This window comes from Streptomyces sp. NPDC059832, assembly GCF_042731715.1.
Classification (GTDB): Bacteria; Actinomycetota; Actinomycetes; order Streptomycetales; family Streptomycetaceae; genus Streptomyces.
On record NZ_JBHWIY010000039.1, the window covers coordinates 1 to 15,702 of the forward strand.

The following is a 15,702-nucleotide window of genomic DNA, read 5'->3' on the forward strand; positions in this document are numbered from 1 at the left end:
CAACGCCACCCGACTACCCGGCCGCACCCCCTCACCGATCAGCCGACGCGCCACACCATTGGCCAGCACATCAACCTCACGATAGGAAAGCTCACGCCCCTCACCCACCACCGCAACCGCATCCGGCGTCCGCGCCACCTGCGCCACGAACAACTGCGCAAGACCCGCACCCGGAGTACCGGTCACCGCACCGGCCCACTCCCCCAACAACACCCCACGCTCATCCGCGGACAACAACTCCAGCTCACCCACCGGAACATCCGGCGCCGACGCCGCAGCACCCAGCAACCGCACCAGACGCTCACCCGCCAACTCCACCGAACGCGCGTCATACAGATCCGTCGCGTACTCGATCGTGATGTCCAGACCACCCGGCCGACCATCCACCGAACGATGCTCGGCGAACGAGAACGTCAGATCGAACTTGGCGAACCTCAGCCAGGTGAACTCCGATTCGGTGTCCAGGCCCTCGGCGACGAGCGTCGGCGTGGCCGCGTCCGTCAGGGTGAGCATCACCTGGAAGAGGGGGTGCCGGGCGGCGGACCGGTCCGGGTTGAGGGCTTCGACCAGCCGGTCGAACGGCAGGTCCTGGTGGCTCCAGGCGGCAAGGTCCGTCTCGCGGACCCGGGTCAGCAGCTCACGGAAGCTCGGATCGCCGCTGGTGTCCGTGCGCAGGACAAGGGTGTTGACGAAGAAGCCGACGAGATCGTCGAGCGCCTGGTCCGTACGGCCGGCGATCGGCGAGCCGAGCGGGATGTCGTGCCCGGCGCCCGAACGGGACAGCAGGGTCGACACCGCCGCCTGGGCCACCATGAACACCGATGCGCCCGATTCGCGTGCCAGCTCCGCGAGCGAGGAGTGGACGTCCTGGGAGAGGTGCACGGTGTGGGTGGCGCCGCGGTAGGAGGCGACGGCCGGCCGCTGCCGGCCGGCGGGCAGGGTGACCTCCTCCGGAAGGTCGGCCAATGCGCCTCGCCAGTAGTCCAGTTGACGGGCGGCGACGCTCTCCTGGTCCGCGGGGTCGCCGAGCACGCCCCGGTGCCAGAGTGCGTAGTCCGCGTACTGGGCGGGCAGCGGCTCCCAGGCGGGGCGCTCGCCACGCGAGCGGGTGGCGTACGCGGTGCTCAGGTCGCGCATGAGCGGCTGGTAGGACCAGCCGTCGGAGACTATGTGGTGCATGACCACCAGGAGTACGTGGTCGTGCTCGCCGAGGCTGAACAGCCGGGCCCGGAAGGGCAGATCGCCCGAGAGGTCGAAGATGCGCTCGGACTCGGCGGTGAGCAGTGCGGCGACGCCGTCCTCGGTCGCCGGGGTGACCGGCAGCTCCACCCGGACGCTGTCGGCGGGCAGGATGCGCTGGTAGGTCCGGCCCTCGGCCTGACCGAACACGGTGCGCAGGCTCTCGTGCCGTCCCGCGACATCGGTGAACGCGGACTCCAGGGCCGCGACGTCGAGGTCCCCTCTCACCCGGACGGCGAGCGGGATGTTGTACGTCGCCGACGGGCCCTCCAGCTGATCGAGGAACCAGAGCCGTTGCTGGGCCGCCGAGAGCGGCAGCGGTTCCGGCCGTTCCTGGGCGGTCAGGGCAGGGCGGGCGGACTCGCCGCCGCCGGTGGCGACGTACTCGGCGAGCAGTGCCACGGTCGGGTACTCGAAGAACTGCCGCAGCGTCAGCTGGACATCGAGCACGGTGCGCACCCGGCTGACCAGCCGGGTCGCCAGCAGCGAGTGGCCGCCGAGGGTGAAGAAGTCGTCGTCGATGCCGATCGACGGCAGGCCGAGGGAGTGGGAGAACAGGCCGCAGAGGACTTCCTCGACGGGGTTGCGCGGGGCCCGGCCGCCCGGTGCCGCGCCGGCCCGGGGAGCGGGCAGTGCGCGCCGGTCCAGCTTGCCGTTCGGAGTCAGCGGCAGGGTCCCCATCGGGACGACCGCCGAGGGCACCATGTACTCGACGAGCTGCTCGCCCGCGTACCGGAGGAGTTCGGCTCCGTCCAGGACGCCTTCCTCGGCGGGTACGGCGTAGGCCACCAGGCGCTTGTCGCCGGGCCGGTCCTCGCGGACGATGACCGCTGCCTGGGCGACGGAGGGGTGGCGGACCAGCACGGTCTCGATCTCGCCGAGCTCGATGCGGTTGCCGCGCAGCTTGACCTGCTGGTCCGCGCGGCCCAGGAACACGACTTCACCGTGCTCGTTCCAGGCGGCCAGGTCGCCGGTGCGGTACATGCGGCTGCCGGCGGGTCCGTACGGGTCGGCGGTGAAACGCTCGGCGGTCAGGGCCGGCAGTCGGCCGTAGCCCTGGGCCAGGTGCGGCCCCGCGACGTAGAGTTCGCCGGTCTCGCCCTGGGCGGTGTGGCGCAGCTCGGCGTCCAGGACGTACATGGCGGTGTTGGCCATCGGGATGCCGAGGTGCAGCCGGTCGAGGGTGCGCACCTCGGGGGTGAAGGCCTGGTAGCTGCAGAAGACGGTCGCCTCCGTGGGACCGTACACGTGCACGAACGTGGTGTCCGGGCAGTGGTCGAGGGCCCGTTGAAGGGCGGTGGCGGAGAGGACGTCGCCGCCGGTCCAGATCTCGCGCAGCTGCTTGAGGCCGTCGATCGCCTCGCTGGCCATGGCGTCGAAGAGGGCGGTCGTGAAGTAGGCGGCGGTCACCCGGTAGCGGGTGATGGCGTCGGCCAGCTCGCCGATGTCGATCTTCGGTGCGGACAGCACGACTGCCAGTCCGCCACGCAGCAGCGGCACCCACAGCTCGTAGGTCGAGGAGTCGAAGGGCAGCGGCGAGTAGGCGAGCACCCGCTCGTGGGCCGCGGCGCCGAAGCCCGGGTCCAGGGCCAGTTCGACCACGTTGCGGTGGGTGTTCACGACGCCCTTGGGGGTGCCGCTGGAGCCGGAGGTGAACATGATGTACAGCGGCTGGTCCGGGTGGACCGTGACATCGGGTGCGGTGGCAGTCGTGTCGGCCGTGGCGCTCGCGTCGTCGAGCCGCAGGGCGGGCAGCTCCCCCGCGAAGCCGGTGTCCCCGGCCGGGCGGTCGGTGGCCAGGAGGGTGGCCCCGGTGCTGCCGAGGATCCAGGCGAGCCGCTCCTCGGGCTGTCGCGGGTCGAGGGGGACGTACACGCCGCCGCTCTTCAGCACGGCGAGGACCGTGATGACATAGGCGAACGAGCGGTCGAAGAGGAGGCCCACCGCGTCGCCCGGCCGTACGCCCTCGGCGACGAGCCGGTGCGCGAGGGCGTTGGCCGCGCCGTCCAGCTCCCGGTAGGTGAGACGGCCGTCCTCACGGACGAGGGCGACGGCCTCCGGGGTACGGGCGGCCTGCGCGGCGAAGAGAGCGTGCAGCGCGCCCACGGGAAGGTTCTCGGCCGTGTCGTTGTACGTGGCGACGTGCGCGGGGACGCCGACGCCGAGGGAGAGAGCCGGATCGGTTTGCGGCTGGGACATCTCGACACCTTCTTGGTAGCTCGGATCTCGTGGTCTCGCGGCGTGCCGGGAGACCGACGGAGCCACGGTGGATGACGTGCAAATGGTGCGAAGCAGGGTGGTGGAGCGGGGGGATCAGCCGGTGCGGGAGGCCGTCGCGGCGTCGGCCGGCAGCAGGACGTCGTCCGCTTCCAGGGCGTTCGCGTGGTACTTGCCGACGGAGCTGATCAGCAGCCGGAGTTCCAGGGCGATGGCCTCGACCAGCCGGACCAGGCCGGCTTCGGCGTCCTCGTCCACGGCGAGCAGTGCGGCCCGGCCGAGGCCGACGGCGCGTGCGCCGAGCGCCAGCGCCTTCGCGGCCCTGCTGCCTTCCCAGATCCGCCCGCTGGCGAGCAGGCAGTGGTCGGTGCGGCCGATGCGGGTGAGGCACTCGCCGAGCGGGAGTCCCACCTGGCCGAGGAAGGCGGTCGGCGCCCAGGCGGTGCCGCCCTCCGCGCCGTCCACGGTGACGGAGTCCGCGCCGGCCGCCCAGGCGGTGGCCGCGGCGAGGGCCACGTCGCGGCCGGGGTGCAGCTTCACCCACACCTTCGCGCGGGGGAAGTTGTTCCGCATCAGCCGGATCTGCTGGCGCAGGATCTCCTCGGTGAAGGTGCCGGGGCTGCTGATCCGCAGCACCGAGTCGCTGTCGGCGCCGAACACCGCGTCCATGGCGTACTGTTCGGCGACCCTGCCGCCGGCCTCGCGGCCCAGGACGGTGAGACCGCCGAGCCCCGGTTTGGCGCCCTGCCCCACCTTCAGTTCGAAGGCGAGCCGGCCGGTGGCCAGCAGCGGCTCGGACACCGGGTCGCTGTAGACCAGGTTCCACACCTCGGCGTCCGCGTCCTCGGTGGACTGCTGCACCACCACGCCGCCGTGCTCGTCGTCGGCGGCGGCCGTGTAGGCGGCGATCCGGCCGAGCAGCGGGGAGGCCGCGGAGTCGGCGGCCGCGCGGTAGCCGTTGACCGGCACCACGTTCTCCCCGATGACCATCGGGATGCCGAGCTGCCCGGCCTGACGTCCGGCTGCCTCGCCCAGGTCGTGGCTGGCGACCTGGGTCGAGCCGAACGCGGACACGTAGAGCGGCAGCCGGGAGGCGAACCCGCCGACCGGGGTGTCCAGTTCGACGTCCGTGTACAGCGGTTCACGGGCCAGGTCGATGAGCTTCTTCAGCCGCTCCGGCATGAACACCGGAGGTACGATCCTGGCGCGCTCCAGCAGGTCGTGCGGGTCCTGGCCGGCCGGGATCGCGCCCAGCATGCTGCTGCCGTAGGACTCCAGCGCGGGGAAGACCCCCGCCGCTCCGGCCCTGGCCCGGTGCCGCACCTGTTCCTCGGGGAAGCCCGCGGCGCTCAGTACCGCACTCATGCCGACACCACGCCGGGGAGCTTCGGGTAGGCGCTGGCCTCCCAGGCGGCGGTGCGGCCGGTGACGTACCGGGTGAAGCGCTCCAGGCCGATGCCGAACCCGGAGCTGGCGGGGATGCCGCGGCGGGCCAGGTCGAGGTACCAGCCGTACTTGGCGGGGTTCTCGCCGGTCTCGCGCATCCGGGTGACCAGGGCCGCGTAGTCGTGCTCGCGCTCGCTGCCGCTGGCCAGTTCGCCGTAGCCCTCGGGGGCGATCAGGTCGAAGTTCCGCAGGATGCCGGGGCGGTCGGTGTCCTCCTGGTCGTAGAAGCCCCGCGAACCCTTGGGGTAGTCGACGACGAAGAACGGGCGGCTGGTCTTCGCGGAGAGGATCTCCTCGCCCTCCCAGTCGATCTCGGCGCCGGGGTCCTGCGGGTGGCCGAGCGCCACCAGGTCCGCGGTGGCCTCCTGGTGCGTGGTGCGGCCGAACGCCCCCTGGACCACCTCCCGGAAGGCGTCCCGGTCCCGGCCGAGGAGCTCCAGGTCCCCCGGCATCTCGCGGACGACCTCGTCGACGACATGCGCGACGAGCCGCTCGGCGAGCTCCATCGCGTCCTCGCGGCGGGCGTCGCGGATCTCCACGTCGATCTGGTGGAACTCGGCGAGATGGCGGTGCGTGACGGCCGTCTCCAGCGGTTCCAGCCGGACATTGGGCGCGATGTAGAAGATCTTGTCGAAGGCCAGCAGCGATGCCTGCTTGTAGAGGATCGCGCTGGTCATCAGCTTGTACTTGTGGCCGTAGAAGTCGACGTCCACCTGCTTGGAGCCCCGGATTCCCGGGTCGGTGACCGGTCCGATGACCGGCGGCAGCAGCTCCTGGAACCCCTGCGCGGTCAGGAAGGCGCGGGTCGCCGCGAGCATGCGGCTCTGCACCCGCAGCGTGGCACGGGTCGGTTCGGCGATCAGGTGCTGGTCGGGAGAGGCCGGGAACGAGGGCGCGACGCGGCCGTGGGACTCGGCGATCGTGCTGGTCATGGTGCTACCTCCTGGGTGTGCTGCCGATGGGCTGCCGGGCGACGGGCCGCCGTGGGGAGCGAGGGGCGGGAAGCGGACGAGGGAACGATGCGGTCGTGCCGGCGCTGGACGAACGACAGGGCGTCGAACAGCCCGGCGGCGGTGAGCCGCCGGCCGCGGTCGCGGACGGGCCCGAGGGGCATCGCCCCGATCTCGGACCAGGTGAGGCGGCCGGACCCGTCGATATGACTCCGGGTGCGGCCCGCGTTGTCGGGGTGCAGGCAGTAGGGAACGTCGAGGTATCCGCGGGCGAAGGCCTTCAGCAGGGCCTGGCCCAGGTCGTCGTCCAGGTTCAGCACGGCGTCCACCAGGGCACGGGCCTCGGCGTAGACGGCGTTGTCCGCCGGGTCGGAGCTCGGGACGGGTGCGTTCCCGGGCCGGTGGCCGGTCGCCGTGCGGTGCCGGGCGGCGGCCCGCGCGGCGACCCGGAGGGCCTCGACGTTCTCCGCCACGGTCGGGATGCGGTGCGCCTCGGCCTCGGTCTTCACGATCAGCCGGGCCGCCCCGGTCTCGACGGCCAGTTCGGCCGAACGTTCCAGGAGTTCCAGGGAGCCGTGCCGGGTCTGCGGGTAGAGGCCCATGTAGGTGTAGAGGACGATGTGCCAGTCGGTGTCCGGCAGGAACTCGCCGGCCAGCCGGTGCAGCGCGTGCATCGCGTCGCGGTCCTGGGCCGCGTTGGTCTGCTGGGCGTAGCTGAGCGAGATGCTGCGCAGCCCCGCGCGGTGGAAGAAGAGTGCCTCCAGCGCACTGATCGCGACGAGCAGTCCGGGCGGGCACAGCTGTCCGAGCATGCAACCGCCGAAGGTCTCCAGATGCGGTTCCGCCCCGGTGGCGCGCAGTCCGGCCAGGAAGTCGCAGCTCTCCTGCCAGTTGCGTACGGAGTCCAGGAGCGGGGTGCGTCCGTAGGGCAGGCAGTAGGAGACCGGTCCGCCCTCCGTCGCGTCCAGGCCGAGCCGGGCCAGCGCGGCCACGATGCGCTGGGGGCGTGCCGATCCGTGCCGGATCTGCACCGGGAAGCCGGCGTCCCGGACGCCGTCGAGGACCCAGCGCGAGGTGTGCGGGCTGTAGGAGGTGATGGGGAACCCGTTGAGCGGGACGCCGCCGTTCAGGGCGCGGGCCGCGGACGCCTCGTCGTTGACCCGGGTGTAGCTGTCGATGGTCATGGTGCCGACGACCGCGTCGGCCGCTCCCTTGGTGGCCAGCAGGCCGGCCCTCATCAGGGCGGGGTCGGAGAAGCCCATGCGGGGCTGCACCACGAGTGTTCCGCGGGTCTGTGCCCCGGCGACGAAGCGGCCGAAGGAGAGCGGTCGCCGGTGCACGGTGGTGCGGCTCCCGGGGGCCGCCTCCTGGACCGGCGCGGTCATCGTTCCACCTCCTTGGGAAGCGAGTCGACGTAGGACTCGAAAGCGGCGATGTCGACGCCGTCCTGGAAGACCGCGTCGAACCCGGCCCTCATGAGGGCGTCGGCCTCTTCCTCCCCGTCCCCGGACACGCCGAGCTTGCCGCCGATGACCGCGGGCAGGCCGGTCAGCTCCCAGCGCGACCGGATGGCCCCGATCAGGGGCTCGGCGTCGTGGAAGCCGTGCCCGTTGACACTGCTGACGACCAGGAGGTCGGGCTGGAACTTGCAGCAGGACTCGACGATCTCGTCCTCGGGCACGCAGGAACCCAGATTGACGACCTTGTGCCCGAGGTCTTCGAGCAGCAGTTGGATGTAGATGAGATTCCAGGTGTGAGCATCGGATTGCAGTCCGGTGACAACAACATCCAGCGGCCCGGATCGATGACGAGCCGCCCATTCCGCAGGCTTCATTGTTCGCTTCGTCCACATCATTGGATGACAAGGGGAGAAAGAGGTCCAGGCTTGCCCGGAACTTCCTTTCGGCCACAACCGTAGATTCGCTTCCGAGGCGTTTCCGGCGTCACCGGCGGCAACTGGGCGGCAGCAGAGGAGCAGTTGACCGACAGTCCGGTGCCGGGCCCGCGGCGGGACGTGAGACTGGCCGCACTGCACCCGCAGAATTCAGCGCCCGGCCCCGTGCACACCGCCGGCGAAAGACCGAGGAGTCATGACATGGCAGAGACCGGCCACAGCGTCCGTGCGGCGGACGTGCTCGCGGACGTCCTGGCGGAGGTACGGGAACGGGTCGACCGGCGGGAGGCGCTGGGTGAGGCCCAGGTCGCCGTGCTCGAAGCCGCGGTGAACATTGTCCGCGCAGGTCAGCTCGGGTTCGAGGTGATGCCGGTGGAGCGTTCGGAGCTGGTGCGCGAGGCGCTCGGCGCGGTGCGCGCGGCCACCGTGGCGACCGGGGTCGCCCTCACCTACGCGCACCAGACGGCCCGTGTGCTCACCTGATCCGGCGGTCCGTCGATCCAGCGGTCCGTGGTGCCGCCGATCTGCCTGGACTTCTGCCCGGCGGACCGGTCCGCGGCTCCTAGCATTTGATGCAGCCGAAACACTCAGACACACCCGACGACATCACGTACAACTTCGTCCAACCGAGGTGGAAATCATGGCAACCAACCCGTTCGAGGACTCCCAGGGCCGCTATGTAGTGCTGGCCAACGAAGAGGGTCAGTATTCGCTGTGGCCGGCCCGGATCCAGCAGCCGGCGGGCTGGGAACTGGTGAAGGACGAGGGCAGCAAGCAGGAATGCGGCGAATTCATCGAGGCGAACTGGACCGACATGCGACCGCGTTCGGTGGTTGCGGCCATGGGTGGCTGAACCCATCGGCCGTCCCGTTCCGGAAGGGCGGGTGCGAGGCGCAGCACGCGCCCCGCACCCGCCCTTCGCCGTACGGCGACCGGCACCGGTCCCCGTACCCGGGACATGCGAAAGGGCTCCTGGCGGACATGGGTGGTCTCGGTCGTGAACCCATGTCCGCCAGGAGCCGATGGTGCGGGGTGGTCAGTCCTGGACGCCGCGTACGCACCACTCCAGGACCGCCGCGGCGGCGGTCATCTTGTGGTGGGCCTGCCGCCAGGCCCGGCTCGACGGGCCGTCGAGGACCTCGTCGGTGACCTCCTCGCCGCGGACCGCGGGAAGGTCGTGCAGGAAGACGGTGCGCGGGCCGGCGAAGCGGTCCAGGAACGCGCGGTTGATCTGGAAGCCGTCGAAGTCCCGGAGCCAGTCGGGGTTGTCCTTCGTCACGCCCATGGTCTGCCACCGGCTGGTGTACACCGCGTCCACCGGCCCCTCGACGGCGTCGGCCGTCACGACCTGGCTCACCAGGGCCTTGCCGCCGCTGAGCTCGTCCGCCAGGTCCAGGGTCTCCTTGGGCACCTCGTAGCCCGCCGGGCACAGCAGGGTGAGGCGGAGGCCGGGGGTGAGGGCCGCGGCGAGCGCGAGGGCCGCGCCCGAGCTGTTGCCCTCGCCGACGGCGAGCAGGTGCAGACCGTCGAGCGAGCCGAACTCCTCCGCCAGGGTGGCGAGATCGGCGATGGCCTGGGTCGGGTGCTCGTCCAGGCTCAGGGCGTTGACCACGGCCAGGTCCTCGCTGCTGCCGAGCCGGCGGATCTCCTCCACGTCCCCGTTGGTGCGTACGACGAGCGCGTCCAGGTACTGCCCGAGCACCCGGGCGGTGTCCTCGACCGTCTCGCCGGTGGTGAGCTGCAGTTCGTTCGGACCGAAGGTGATCACATCGGCGCCGAGGCGGGTCGCCCCGCTCCAGAAGGATGTACGGGTCCGGGTGGAGGACTTGCGGAAGTAGAGACCGACCTGGCGTCCGGCCAGCGGCTTCGGCACGATGCCGTCGCGGCCGAACGTGACGGCGCGCCGGACGAGGTGGTCCAGCTCGGCGGGCGTCAGGTCGGCCAGGGAGATCAGGTTGCGCATGGGTGAGGTGCCTTTCACGAGGACGAGGGCGGGGTCGGGCTGCGGAACGGGGAACGAGAGGCCCCGGGTGGCGCGAGGGGGCGGGAGGGACACGGAGGAAGGCGCGGGGAGGCCTCGGACGGGACGCGCGCGGGGCTTCCCCGGCGTCCCGGCGGGGCGGTCCTCATTCGGCCAGTGCGACGGCGAGAGCGGCGGGCCGCGTCTCCTGCTCCGCGTCGAGGACCGCGCGGACCAGATTGAGCACGGTGAAGCCCACCGGGTCGCCCGCCGTGGTGGGGAGCCGGCGGATCAGGCCGCGGACCAGCAGGGCATGCACATCACGGGCGGCCTCGGCCAGGGAGGTGCCGCAGGCACGTGCGGCGCCGTCCACCGTCCACGGGTCCTCCAGCGTCGCCAGCGTGCGGAGCAGAGCGGCGGACTGCGGGTCGAGCCCGGTCACGGCGGCGGTGAGCCGCTCGCCCAAGGTGGGGCCGGCGGCGGGATCGGCGGGCGTGACCCCGTCGAGCAGGACCAGCGGTGTGGTGCGGGCGATGTCCAGGAGCTGCTGCGGGGAGTACAGCAGCAGCCATGAGGCGGCGGCTTCCAGCGCCTGCGGCATGCCGTCCAGGGCCCGGCAGATGTGGGCCACGGTGGTGACGACGGAGTCGGTGGGGAGGAAATCGGGTCGCATGTAGCTGACATGGGAGAGCGTCAGCTCGACGGCGTGCCGGTCCGCGACGAGGGAACCGCCCACCGGCTCGGCTGCGAGATCGGCAGCGGTCGGCACCGCCAGTGGAGCCAGCGGGAGCAGCCGTCCACCGGGCAGCTGGACCGGACGGTCGGTGGTGGTGAGTATTTTCAGGCGCTCGCAGGCACGCAGCAGACTCAGCAGGCGAGGGGTGACAGATGGTGACGCATCGTGACCATCCAGCACGATCAAGGTCGCCTTGGACCCTATGAGCGCGGCCAGTTCATCGAATTCCTCGCCGTCCCGTACAAGTGCGCGAACCCACCCGGTCACGGTCGCCTGCGGATTGTTGGGGTCCGTTCCGGTGGTCTCCGCGGTGTCGTTCAGGGAGACCCACAGCACCGGAACCCGGTCCCGGGCGTGAATCACCGAGGCGGCCTCCTGGGCGAGCCGCGACTTCCCCACTCCCGGCAGACCCACCAGGGTCAGCAGTCGCTCGTGATCCGTGCGCAACCGGGCTGTCAGCGCTTCCAGTTCCGGGCGCCGCCCGATCAGCGGGCGCAGCGGAGGGGGCGGTGTGGCGAGGCCGGTGCCGTAGATGTCCTGGAAGACGCGCCCCGCGGCCTTTGCATCGACGGCGAGTTCCAGCTCGACGCGCCGCGCGTCGCTGAGCCTCATGGCATTGGCGAGCAGCTTCAGCGTTTCCCTGCGCGGGTGCTGGACCCGACCCAGTTCCAGGTCTCGAATGGCTCGGACGCTCACCGTGGAAAGCCCGGCGAGCTGTTCCTGAGTGAGTCCCGCCCGCCGGCGCGCATTCTGCAGCAGAACGTCGAGCCCGGGTGCGGGCTGGGAATTCATCATTGTCTCCTCGGTCTCCACATGCTCAGAAAACGCAATGGCCGGTTACCCGACCGCCCAGGACTGTCCGGAACACACAGCCCGGTCCGGGATCTTTCCGGTCCGCTCACGCTCCGTACTCTCCGTGGCAGCGAAGGCCTGCCGTCGATGAACAGACTCCATCGAGCCATTCCCGAACTCTTCCCGGTGCAGTACCGCGAGTTCCTTCTGCAAGGGCTACGATCGCCTCGCGCTGGTGAAGCGCTGCGGGTGCGCAGAGCTGAGGGGGAGGATGCGTGTCAACTGCAGAAGAGTTTCGGCTGCGCTTCAACATTCTTGGCCCGATAGAGGGTTGGTCCAACGGGAAGCGACTCCGGCTGGGCGGTGTCATACAGGAGCGAGTTCTGGCCACTCTGCTTCTGGAGCCCGGAAAAGTGCTTCCGGTTTCCCGGCTGGTCGAGGCGGCCTGGGACGAGGAACCGCCGACGACCGCACCGCACCAAGTGCGCAAGGCAGTTGCCGATCTCCGAAGACGGATACCCGGCGGTGCCGACGTCCTCGTCACCGACGGGCCCGGCTATCGCGTAGCCCATGAACAATGTGAAATCGACGTGGCCGAATTTGGCCTACTGATACGCAAAGCGAAGCTCGCGGCGTCCGATGGCCGGACGGCCGAAGCCGCCGAGATATTGCGCGGTGCCCTCGCACTCTGGCGCGGACCTGTTCTGTCGGGCGGCGGCGGTCCGGTCATCGAGGCCGCGTCGACCTCCATCGAGGAGCGCCGGCTGACCGCGGCAGAACAGCTCTTCGAACTCCACCTCGCACTCGGCGAGGCCGCCGAACTCGTCGTCGAACTGCGGGAACTGGTCCAGCAGCACCCCTTGCGCGAGTCCCTGCGCGGCCAGTTGATGATCGCCCTGTACCGGTCCGGGCGGCAGGCCGAGGCCCTGGACGAGTACGGCAAGGTGCGCGAGCTCCTCTCCGAGGAACTCGGCATCGACCCCGGCCCCAATCTGACCAAGCTGTACGAGGGAATCCTGCGGGAGAGCCCCGAACTGGCCGGCCCCGAACCGGCCGCCGCCCCCGTCGTCGCCGTGGCGCTGCCCGCCGAACCCCCCAGCACCCTCCCGTACGACCTCGCGGACTTCACCGGCCGGGACCGGGAACTGGCCGAAATCCTGCACGGCGCCAAGAGCGGCGGCGAGCAGGGCCCCCAGATCGTGGCCATCGACGGCATGGGCGGCTGCGGCAAGACCTCGCTCGCGGTGCGGGCCGCGCACCGGCTCGCCCCGGACTACCCGGACGGCCAGCTCCACATCGACCTGCGCGGATACACCCCGGGCGACCAGCCGGTGACCGCCGGCATCGCGCTCGACACTCTGCTGCGGGCCGTCGGCGTGCCGGGCCATCTCATCCCCGACGACGCGCCCGCCCGCACGGCCCTGTGGCGTGCCACCCTGGTCGGCAAGCGGCTGCTGATCCTCATCGACAACGCTGCCGACGCCGCCGCCATCCGTCCGCTGCTGCCCCTCTCCCCCGGCTGCCTCGTCATGGTCACCAGCCGGGCCCGTCTGGTCGATCTGGACGGCGCTCAGTGGATCTCGATCGGGGTGATGCCGCCCGAGGACAGCGCGATGCTGGTGGCCGAGACGCTCGGTGTCGAGCGCGTCGCCGCCGAGCCCGAGGCGGCCGTGGAACTCGCCCGGCTCTGCGGCCACCTCCCCCTCGCGCTGCGGATCGCCACCGCCCGGCTGCGCAACCGCCCGCGCTGGACGCTCCAGTACCTGGCGGAACGGCTGCGCGACGAGACCCGCAGGCTCGACGAGCTCAGCTCCGGCGCCCGCAGCGTCTCCGCCACCCTGCGCCTGTCCTACCAGGCCCTGGACGAGGAGTGCCGGAACGCGTTCTCGACGCTGGCCCTGCACCCGGGCAGCGACATGGACGTCCACGCGGCCGGTGCGCTGCTGGGCTCCTCCGCCCGGGACGCGGAGGACCTGCTGGAGATGCTGCTCGACGTCCACCTGGTGCAGCAGCCGGAGATCGGCCTCTACACCTTCCACGACCTGGTCCGCAGCTTCGCGCAGAGCCTGCTCGTCGAGTCCCCCGAGGACTCCGGGGCGGTGGAGCGGCTGCTGGGCTACTACCTGACCGCCACCGAGGTGGCGTGCGACCTCCTCTACTCCGGGCGGCGCAGGCGCAGCACCGGTATCGAACCCTCCACGGCCGAACTGCCGGACCTCGGCACGCCCGAGCGGGCGCGGAAGTGGTTCCAGCGCGAGCAGACGTCGCTCCTCGCGGCCGTCACGCTCGCCGAGCGCCGGGGTCACGACCGCTATGTGGTGTGCCTGGCCCGCAATCTCGTCTTCCAGCTCAACGACCTCGGTCTCCTGGAGGAGTTCGGCGGGCTGAGCCGGGTCGCGGTCGCCGCCGCCGGCCGCCTGGAGGATCTGGCGCTGCTGGGGGTGAGCCTGTCCAACCTGGGCGTCGCCTGCTGGAAACTCGGCCGTCTTTCCGAGGGCCTCGAAGCCGCCCGCAAGAGCCGGGACGTCGCGATCCGGCTCGGCGATCTGCACACCCAGGCCCACAGCGAGAGCATCCTCGGCCAGTTCAACAGTCTGCTCGGCGACTTCTCCGCGGCCCTGGGCCACATGGAGACGGCAATCGCGCATGAACGCGACCTGGACATGCCGCGCGCGGAGGCCGAGAGCCTGACCATCCTCAGCACGCTCTACGAACAGTGGGGACGGTACGAGGAGGCGCGGGACGCGGCCCAGCGGTCGGCCGAACTGAGCCGGCAGCTGGGGCAGCACGAGGGGTTGCCCGGCGCCGTCACGGACCTCGCCTTCGCCCACGTCGGCCTGGGTGCGTACGAGGAGGCCGACCGCTGTCTGGCGGAGGCCCGCGCACTGTACGGGGACGCCGGCAACGAGGTGAACCTCGCCCTGACCCTGGCGTTGTCCGCCGATGTGGAGAACCGGCTGGGAAGGCCGCCCCGCGTCCCGGACCAGGCGGAGCTCGCCCTCGACATGATGCGGACGAACTCCTCGCCCCTGCGCCGGGCCAAGGTGGAGAACGTGGTGGGCCGGCTGCGCCGCCGGCAGGGCGACGTGGCGGCGGCGCTCGCGCTGCACACCCACGCCCATGAACTCGCCTCGTCCCTCAGCTACCGCATCGAGCAGGCCTACGCGCTCGCGGGAATGGCCGACGTCCTCGGGGACACACCGGACGCGGCCCGGTACCGGGCGGAGGCCGAGCAGCTCTTCACCGAGATGGGCGTACCGGCGGATCACCGGCGCAGCTGACGCCCGCCCGCCGTCGCCGTACCCCAAAACGGCCCGCGCGCACGGCAGCCGCCCGGCCGGGGCCGCCGCCCCGGGACGGACAGCGACGAGCCCCGCACCGTGACTCCGGTGCGGGGCTCGTGTGTCGAGGCGGTGGGATCACATGGCGGGGGACGTCGGGCCCTTGTCGTCGTCGGTGCCCTGCGTACCGATCACGGTCGGACCCTTGTCGTCGGTGATCGTCCCAGCGACGATCGTCGGGCCCTTGTCGTCGGCGAGCACGTGGGAGCCGATGACCGTCGGGCCCTTGTCGTCGGCGGTACCCCGGGTACCGATGATCGTCGGGCCCTTGTCGTCGGCGAGCAGGTGGGTGCCGATGATCGTCGGACCCTTGTCGTCGGCGACAACCTGCTGAACACCCCGGGAGTCGTGCGACTGCCCCACCTCGACGGCCGTGCCGATACCGAAGGCCAGCGTCGCCGCGATGATCCCGAAGAGTCCAGCAAGCTTGCGTCCCATGTCCCGCCCCTAAGTGGTGTTTGTGAGGTTCTGCGGTGTTCCGCTTCCCGACACCACTGATGTTGCTGATCGGCGTTCCCGGTCCGTTCCTGCCCCGATACCGCCGCAGGGAACTGCCGCGGGAACGGACCGGCAACGGCTATTCCACGTCGAGCTGACAGGCGGCGACCCGGGGCCCGAGGGGGGTGAGCACCACACGCGTACGGGCCGTTCCCGACTCGTGGCCGGCCAGGTCGAGCAGCGATCTCACGAGGGAGCGGAGCACCGCGCGCTCCGTCTCGTCCAGGACCGCCGGACCGGCACCGTTCCCGGGCGGCCACTCCACGATCCCGGCCACCGTGTGCATACCGTTCACGGTTCTGGTCTCGACGCTCAGCTGGGGCCCCTCCAAGGACTCCGGCGCGGTGTACGGATGGGACTGAACACCGGACGCCACACGCTCGGCCCACCGTTCCACGGTGGTCAGGTCCTGGAGGGCCTGGCGCAGTTCCGTCCCGTCGGGCGAACGATCCCTGGGGTCCTTCACGGAGTACTCCTTCTGCAGACAACTACAGAACGATCCTTGCCTTCCCTGCTCCCGGTTCCCTCCCGAACCGTTCCCGCTTTCTTCCCGTTCCCGCGTTCGCGAAGGGAACGCAGCGGTAATCGACGGCCGCATGATGACCCCGTTCCACTCAGACAGGGATCCG

General features: G+C 71.0%; 12 protein-coding genes. 3 read left to right on the plus strand and 9 right to left on the minus strand.

Features of this window, described 5'->3' with window-relative positions:
• The 5 genes from ACFV8T_RS38870 to ACFV8T_RS38890 all read right to left on the minus strand — a co-directional run.
• Window positions 1–3,438 (minus strand): amino acid adenylation domain-containing protein (locus ACFV8T_RS38870; protein ID WP_385336792.1); only part of this gene is annotated, 3,438 nt, incomplete at its 3' end.
• A gap of 114 nt (window positions 3,439–3,552) precedes the next feature.
• The gene (locus ACFV8T_RS38875) at window positions 3,553–4,821 is read right to left on the minus strand and encodes a glutamate synthase-related protein (RefSeq protein WP_385336794.1); all 1,269 of its coding nucleotides are present in this window, start codon (window positions 4,819–4,821) and stop codon (window positions 3,553–3,555) included.
• Window positions 4,818–5,834: an asparagine synthetase A gene (locus ACFV8T_RS38880; RefSeq protein ID WP_385336797.1), complete on the minus strand. Its 1,017-nt coding sequence runs from the start codon at window positions 5,832–5,834 to the stop codon at window positions 4,818–4,820. The genes ACFV8T_RS38875 and ACFV8T_RS38880 overlap by 4 nt, the downstream gene beginning before the upstream one ends.
• Window positions 5,831–7,237, minus strand: coding sequence for a methylaspartate mutase (locus tag ACFV8T_RS38885; RefSeq protein ID WP_385336799.1), 1,407 nt, complete (start codon window positions 7,235–7,237; stop codon window positions 5,831–5,833). Before ACFV8T_RS38885 ends, ACFV8T_RS38880 begins: the two co-directional genes overlap by 4 nt.
• Window positions 7,234–7,686: a cobalamin B12-binding domain-containing protein gene (locus ACFV8T_RS38890; protein WP_266422476.1), complete on the minus strand. Its 453-nt coding sequence runs from the start codon at window positions 7,684–7,686 to the stop codon at window positions 7,234–7,236. The genes ACFV8T_RS38885 and ACFV8T_RS38890 overlap by 4 nt, the downstream gene beginning before the upstream one ends.
• Before the next feature lie 261 nt (window positions 7,687–7,947).
• On the opposite strand from ACFV8T_RS38890, the gene ACFV8T_RS38895 reads away from it, so the two are divergent.
• Both ACFV8T_RS38895 and ACFV8T_RS38900 read left to right on the plus strand, forming a co-directional pair.
• Window positions 7,948–8,229, plus strand: coding sequence for a hypothetical protein (locus tag ACFV8T_RS38895; RefSeq protein ID WP_266422474.1), 282 nt, complete (start codon window positions 7,948–7,950; stop codon window positions 8,227–8,229).
• Between the two features lie 157 nt (window positions 8,230–8,386).
• Entirely contained in the window at window positions 8,387–8,599 is a 213-nt protein-coding gene (locus ACFV8T_RS38900; RefSeq protein ID WP_093549323.1) for an MbtH family NRPS accessory protein, read from the plus strand.
• A 183-nt stretch (window positions 8,600–8,782) separates the two neighbouring features.
• On the opposite strand, the gene ACFV8T_RS38905 is transcribed toward ACFV8T_RS38900, so the two are convergent.
• Both ACFV8T_RS38905 and ACFV8T_RS38910 read right to left on the minus strand, forming a co-directional pair.
• On the minus strand, window positions 8,783–9,709 hold the full coding sequence (locus ACFV8T_RS38905; RefSeq protein ID WP_266422471.1) for an ornithine carbamoyltransferase: 927 nt from the start codon (window positions 9,707–9,709) through the stop codon (window positions 8,783–8,785).
• A 163-nt stretch (window positions 9,710–9,872) separates the two neighbouring features.
• Complete coding sequence (locus ACFV8T_RS38910; protein ID WP_385336804.1) at window positions 9,873–11,234, minus strand: helix-turn-helix domain-containing protein; 1,362 nt, start codon at window positions 11,232–11,234, stop codon at window positions 9,873–9,875.
• A 413-nt stretch (window positions 11,235–11,647) separates the two neighbouring features.
• Here ACFV8T_RS38910 and ACFV8T_RS38915 point away from each other — a divergent pair, with 413 nt between their 5' ends.
• Window positions 11,648–14,515: a BTAD domain-containing putative transcriptional regulator gene (locus tag ACFV8T_RS38915; protein WP_385336806.1), complete on the plus strand. Its 2,868-nt coding sequence runs from the start codon at window positions 11,648–11,650 to the stop codon at window positions 14,513–14,515.
• A 138-nt stretch (window positions 14,516–14,653) separates the two neighbouring features.
• Here ACFV8T_RS38915 and ACFV8T_RS38920 read toward each other — a convergent pair whose 3' ends face one another.
• A complete protein-coding gene (locus ACFV8T_RS38920) occupies window positions 14,654–15,013 on the minus strand; it encodes a hypothetical protein (protein ID WP_385336808.1) in 360 nt (119 codons plus the stop codon).
• 139 nt (window positions 15,014–15,152) lie between these two features.
• Window positions 15,153–15,539 (minus strand): hypothetical protein, encoded by a 387-nt coding sequence (locus ACFV8T_RS38925; RefSeq protein WP_385336811.1) that lies wholly within the window; start codon window positions 15,537–15,539, stop codon window positions 15,153–15,155.
• Window positions 15,540–15,702 lie beyond the last annotated feature (163 nt).

Bases quoted from the DNA above. Each gene is read 5' to 3' on its own strand.
- ACFV8T_RS38895 (WP_266422474.1), top strand. From the start codon at position 7,948: ATGGCAGAGACCGGCCACAGCGTCCGTGCGGCGGACGTGCTCGCGGAC.
- ACFV8T_RS38920 (WP_385336808.1), bottom strand. From the start codon at position 15,013: ATGGGACGCAAGCTTGCTGGACTCTTCGGGATCATCGCGGCGACGCTG.
- ACFV8T_RS38905 (WP_266422471.1), bottom strand. From the start codon at position 9,709: ATGCGCAACCTGATCTCCCTGGCCGACCTGACGCCCGCCGAGCTGGAC.
- ACFV8T_RS38900 (WP_093549323.1), top strand. From the start codon at position 8,387: ATGGCAACCAACCCGTTCGAGGACTCCCAGGGCCGCTATGTAGTGCTG.
- ACFV8T_RS38910 (WP_385336804.1), bottom strand. From the start codon at position 11,234: ATGAATTCCCAGCCCGCACCCGGGCTCGACGTTCTGCTGCAGAATGCG.
- ACFV8T_RS38875 (WP_385336794.1), bottom strand. From the start codon at position 4,821: ATGAGTGCGGTACTGAGCGCCGCGGGCTTCCCCGAGGAACAGGTGCGG.
- ACFV8T_RS38880 (WP_385336797.1), bottom strand. From the start codon at position 5,834: ATGACCAGCACGATCGCCGAGTCCCACGGCCGCGTCGCGCCCTCGTTC.
- ACFV8T_RS38885 (WP_385336799.1), bottom strand. From the start codon at position 7,237: ATGACCGCGCCGGTCCAGGAGGCGGCCCCCGGGAGCCGCACCACCGTG.
- ACFV8T_RS38890 (WP_266422476.1), bottom strand. From the start codon at position 7,686: ATGAAGCCTGCGGAATGGGCGGCTCGTCATCGATCCGGGCCGCTGGAT.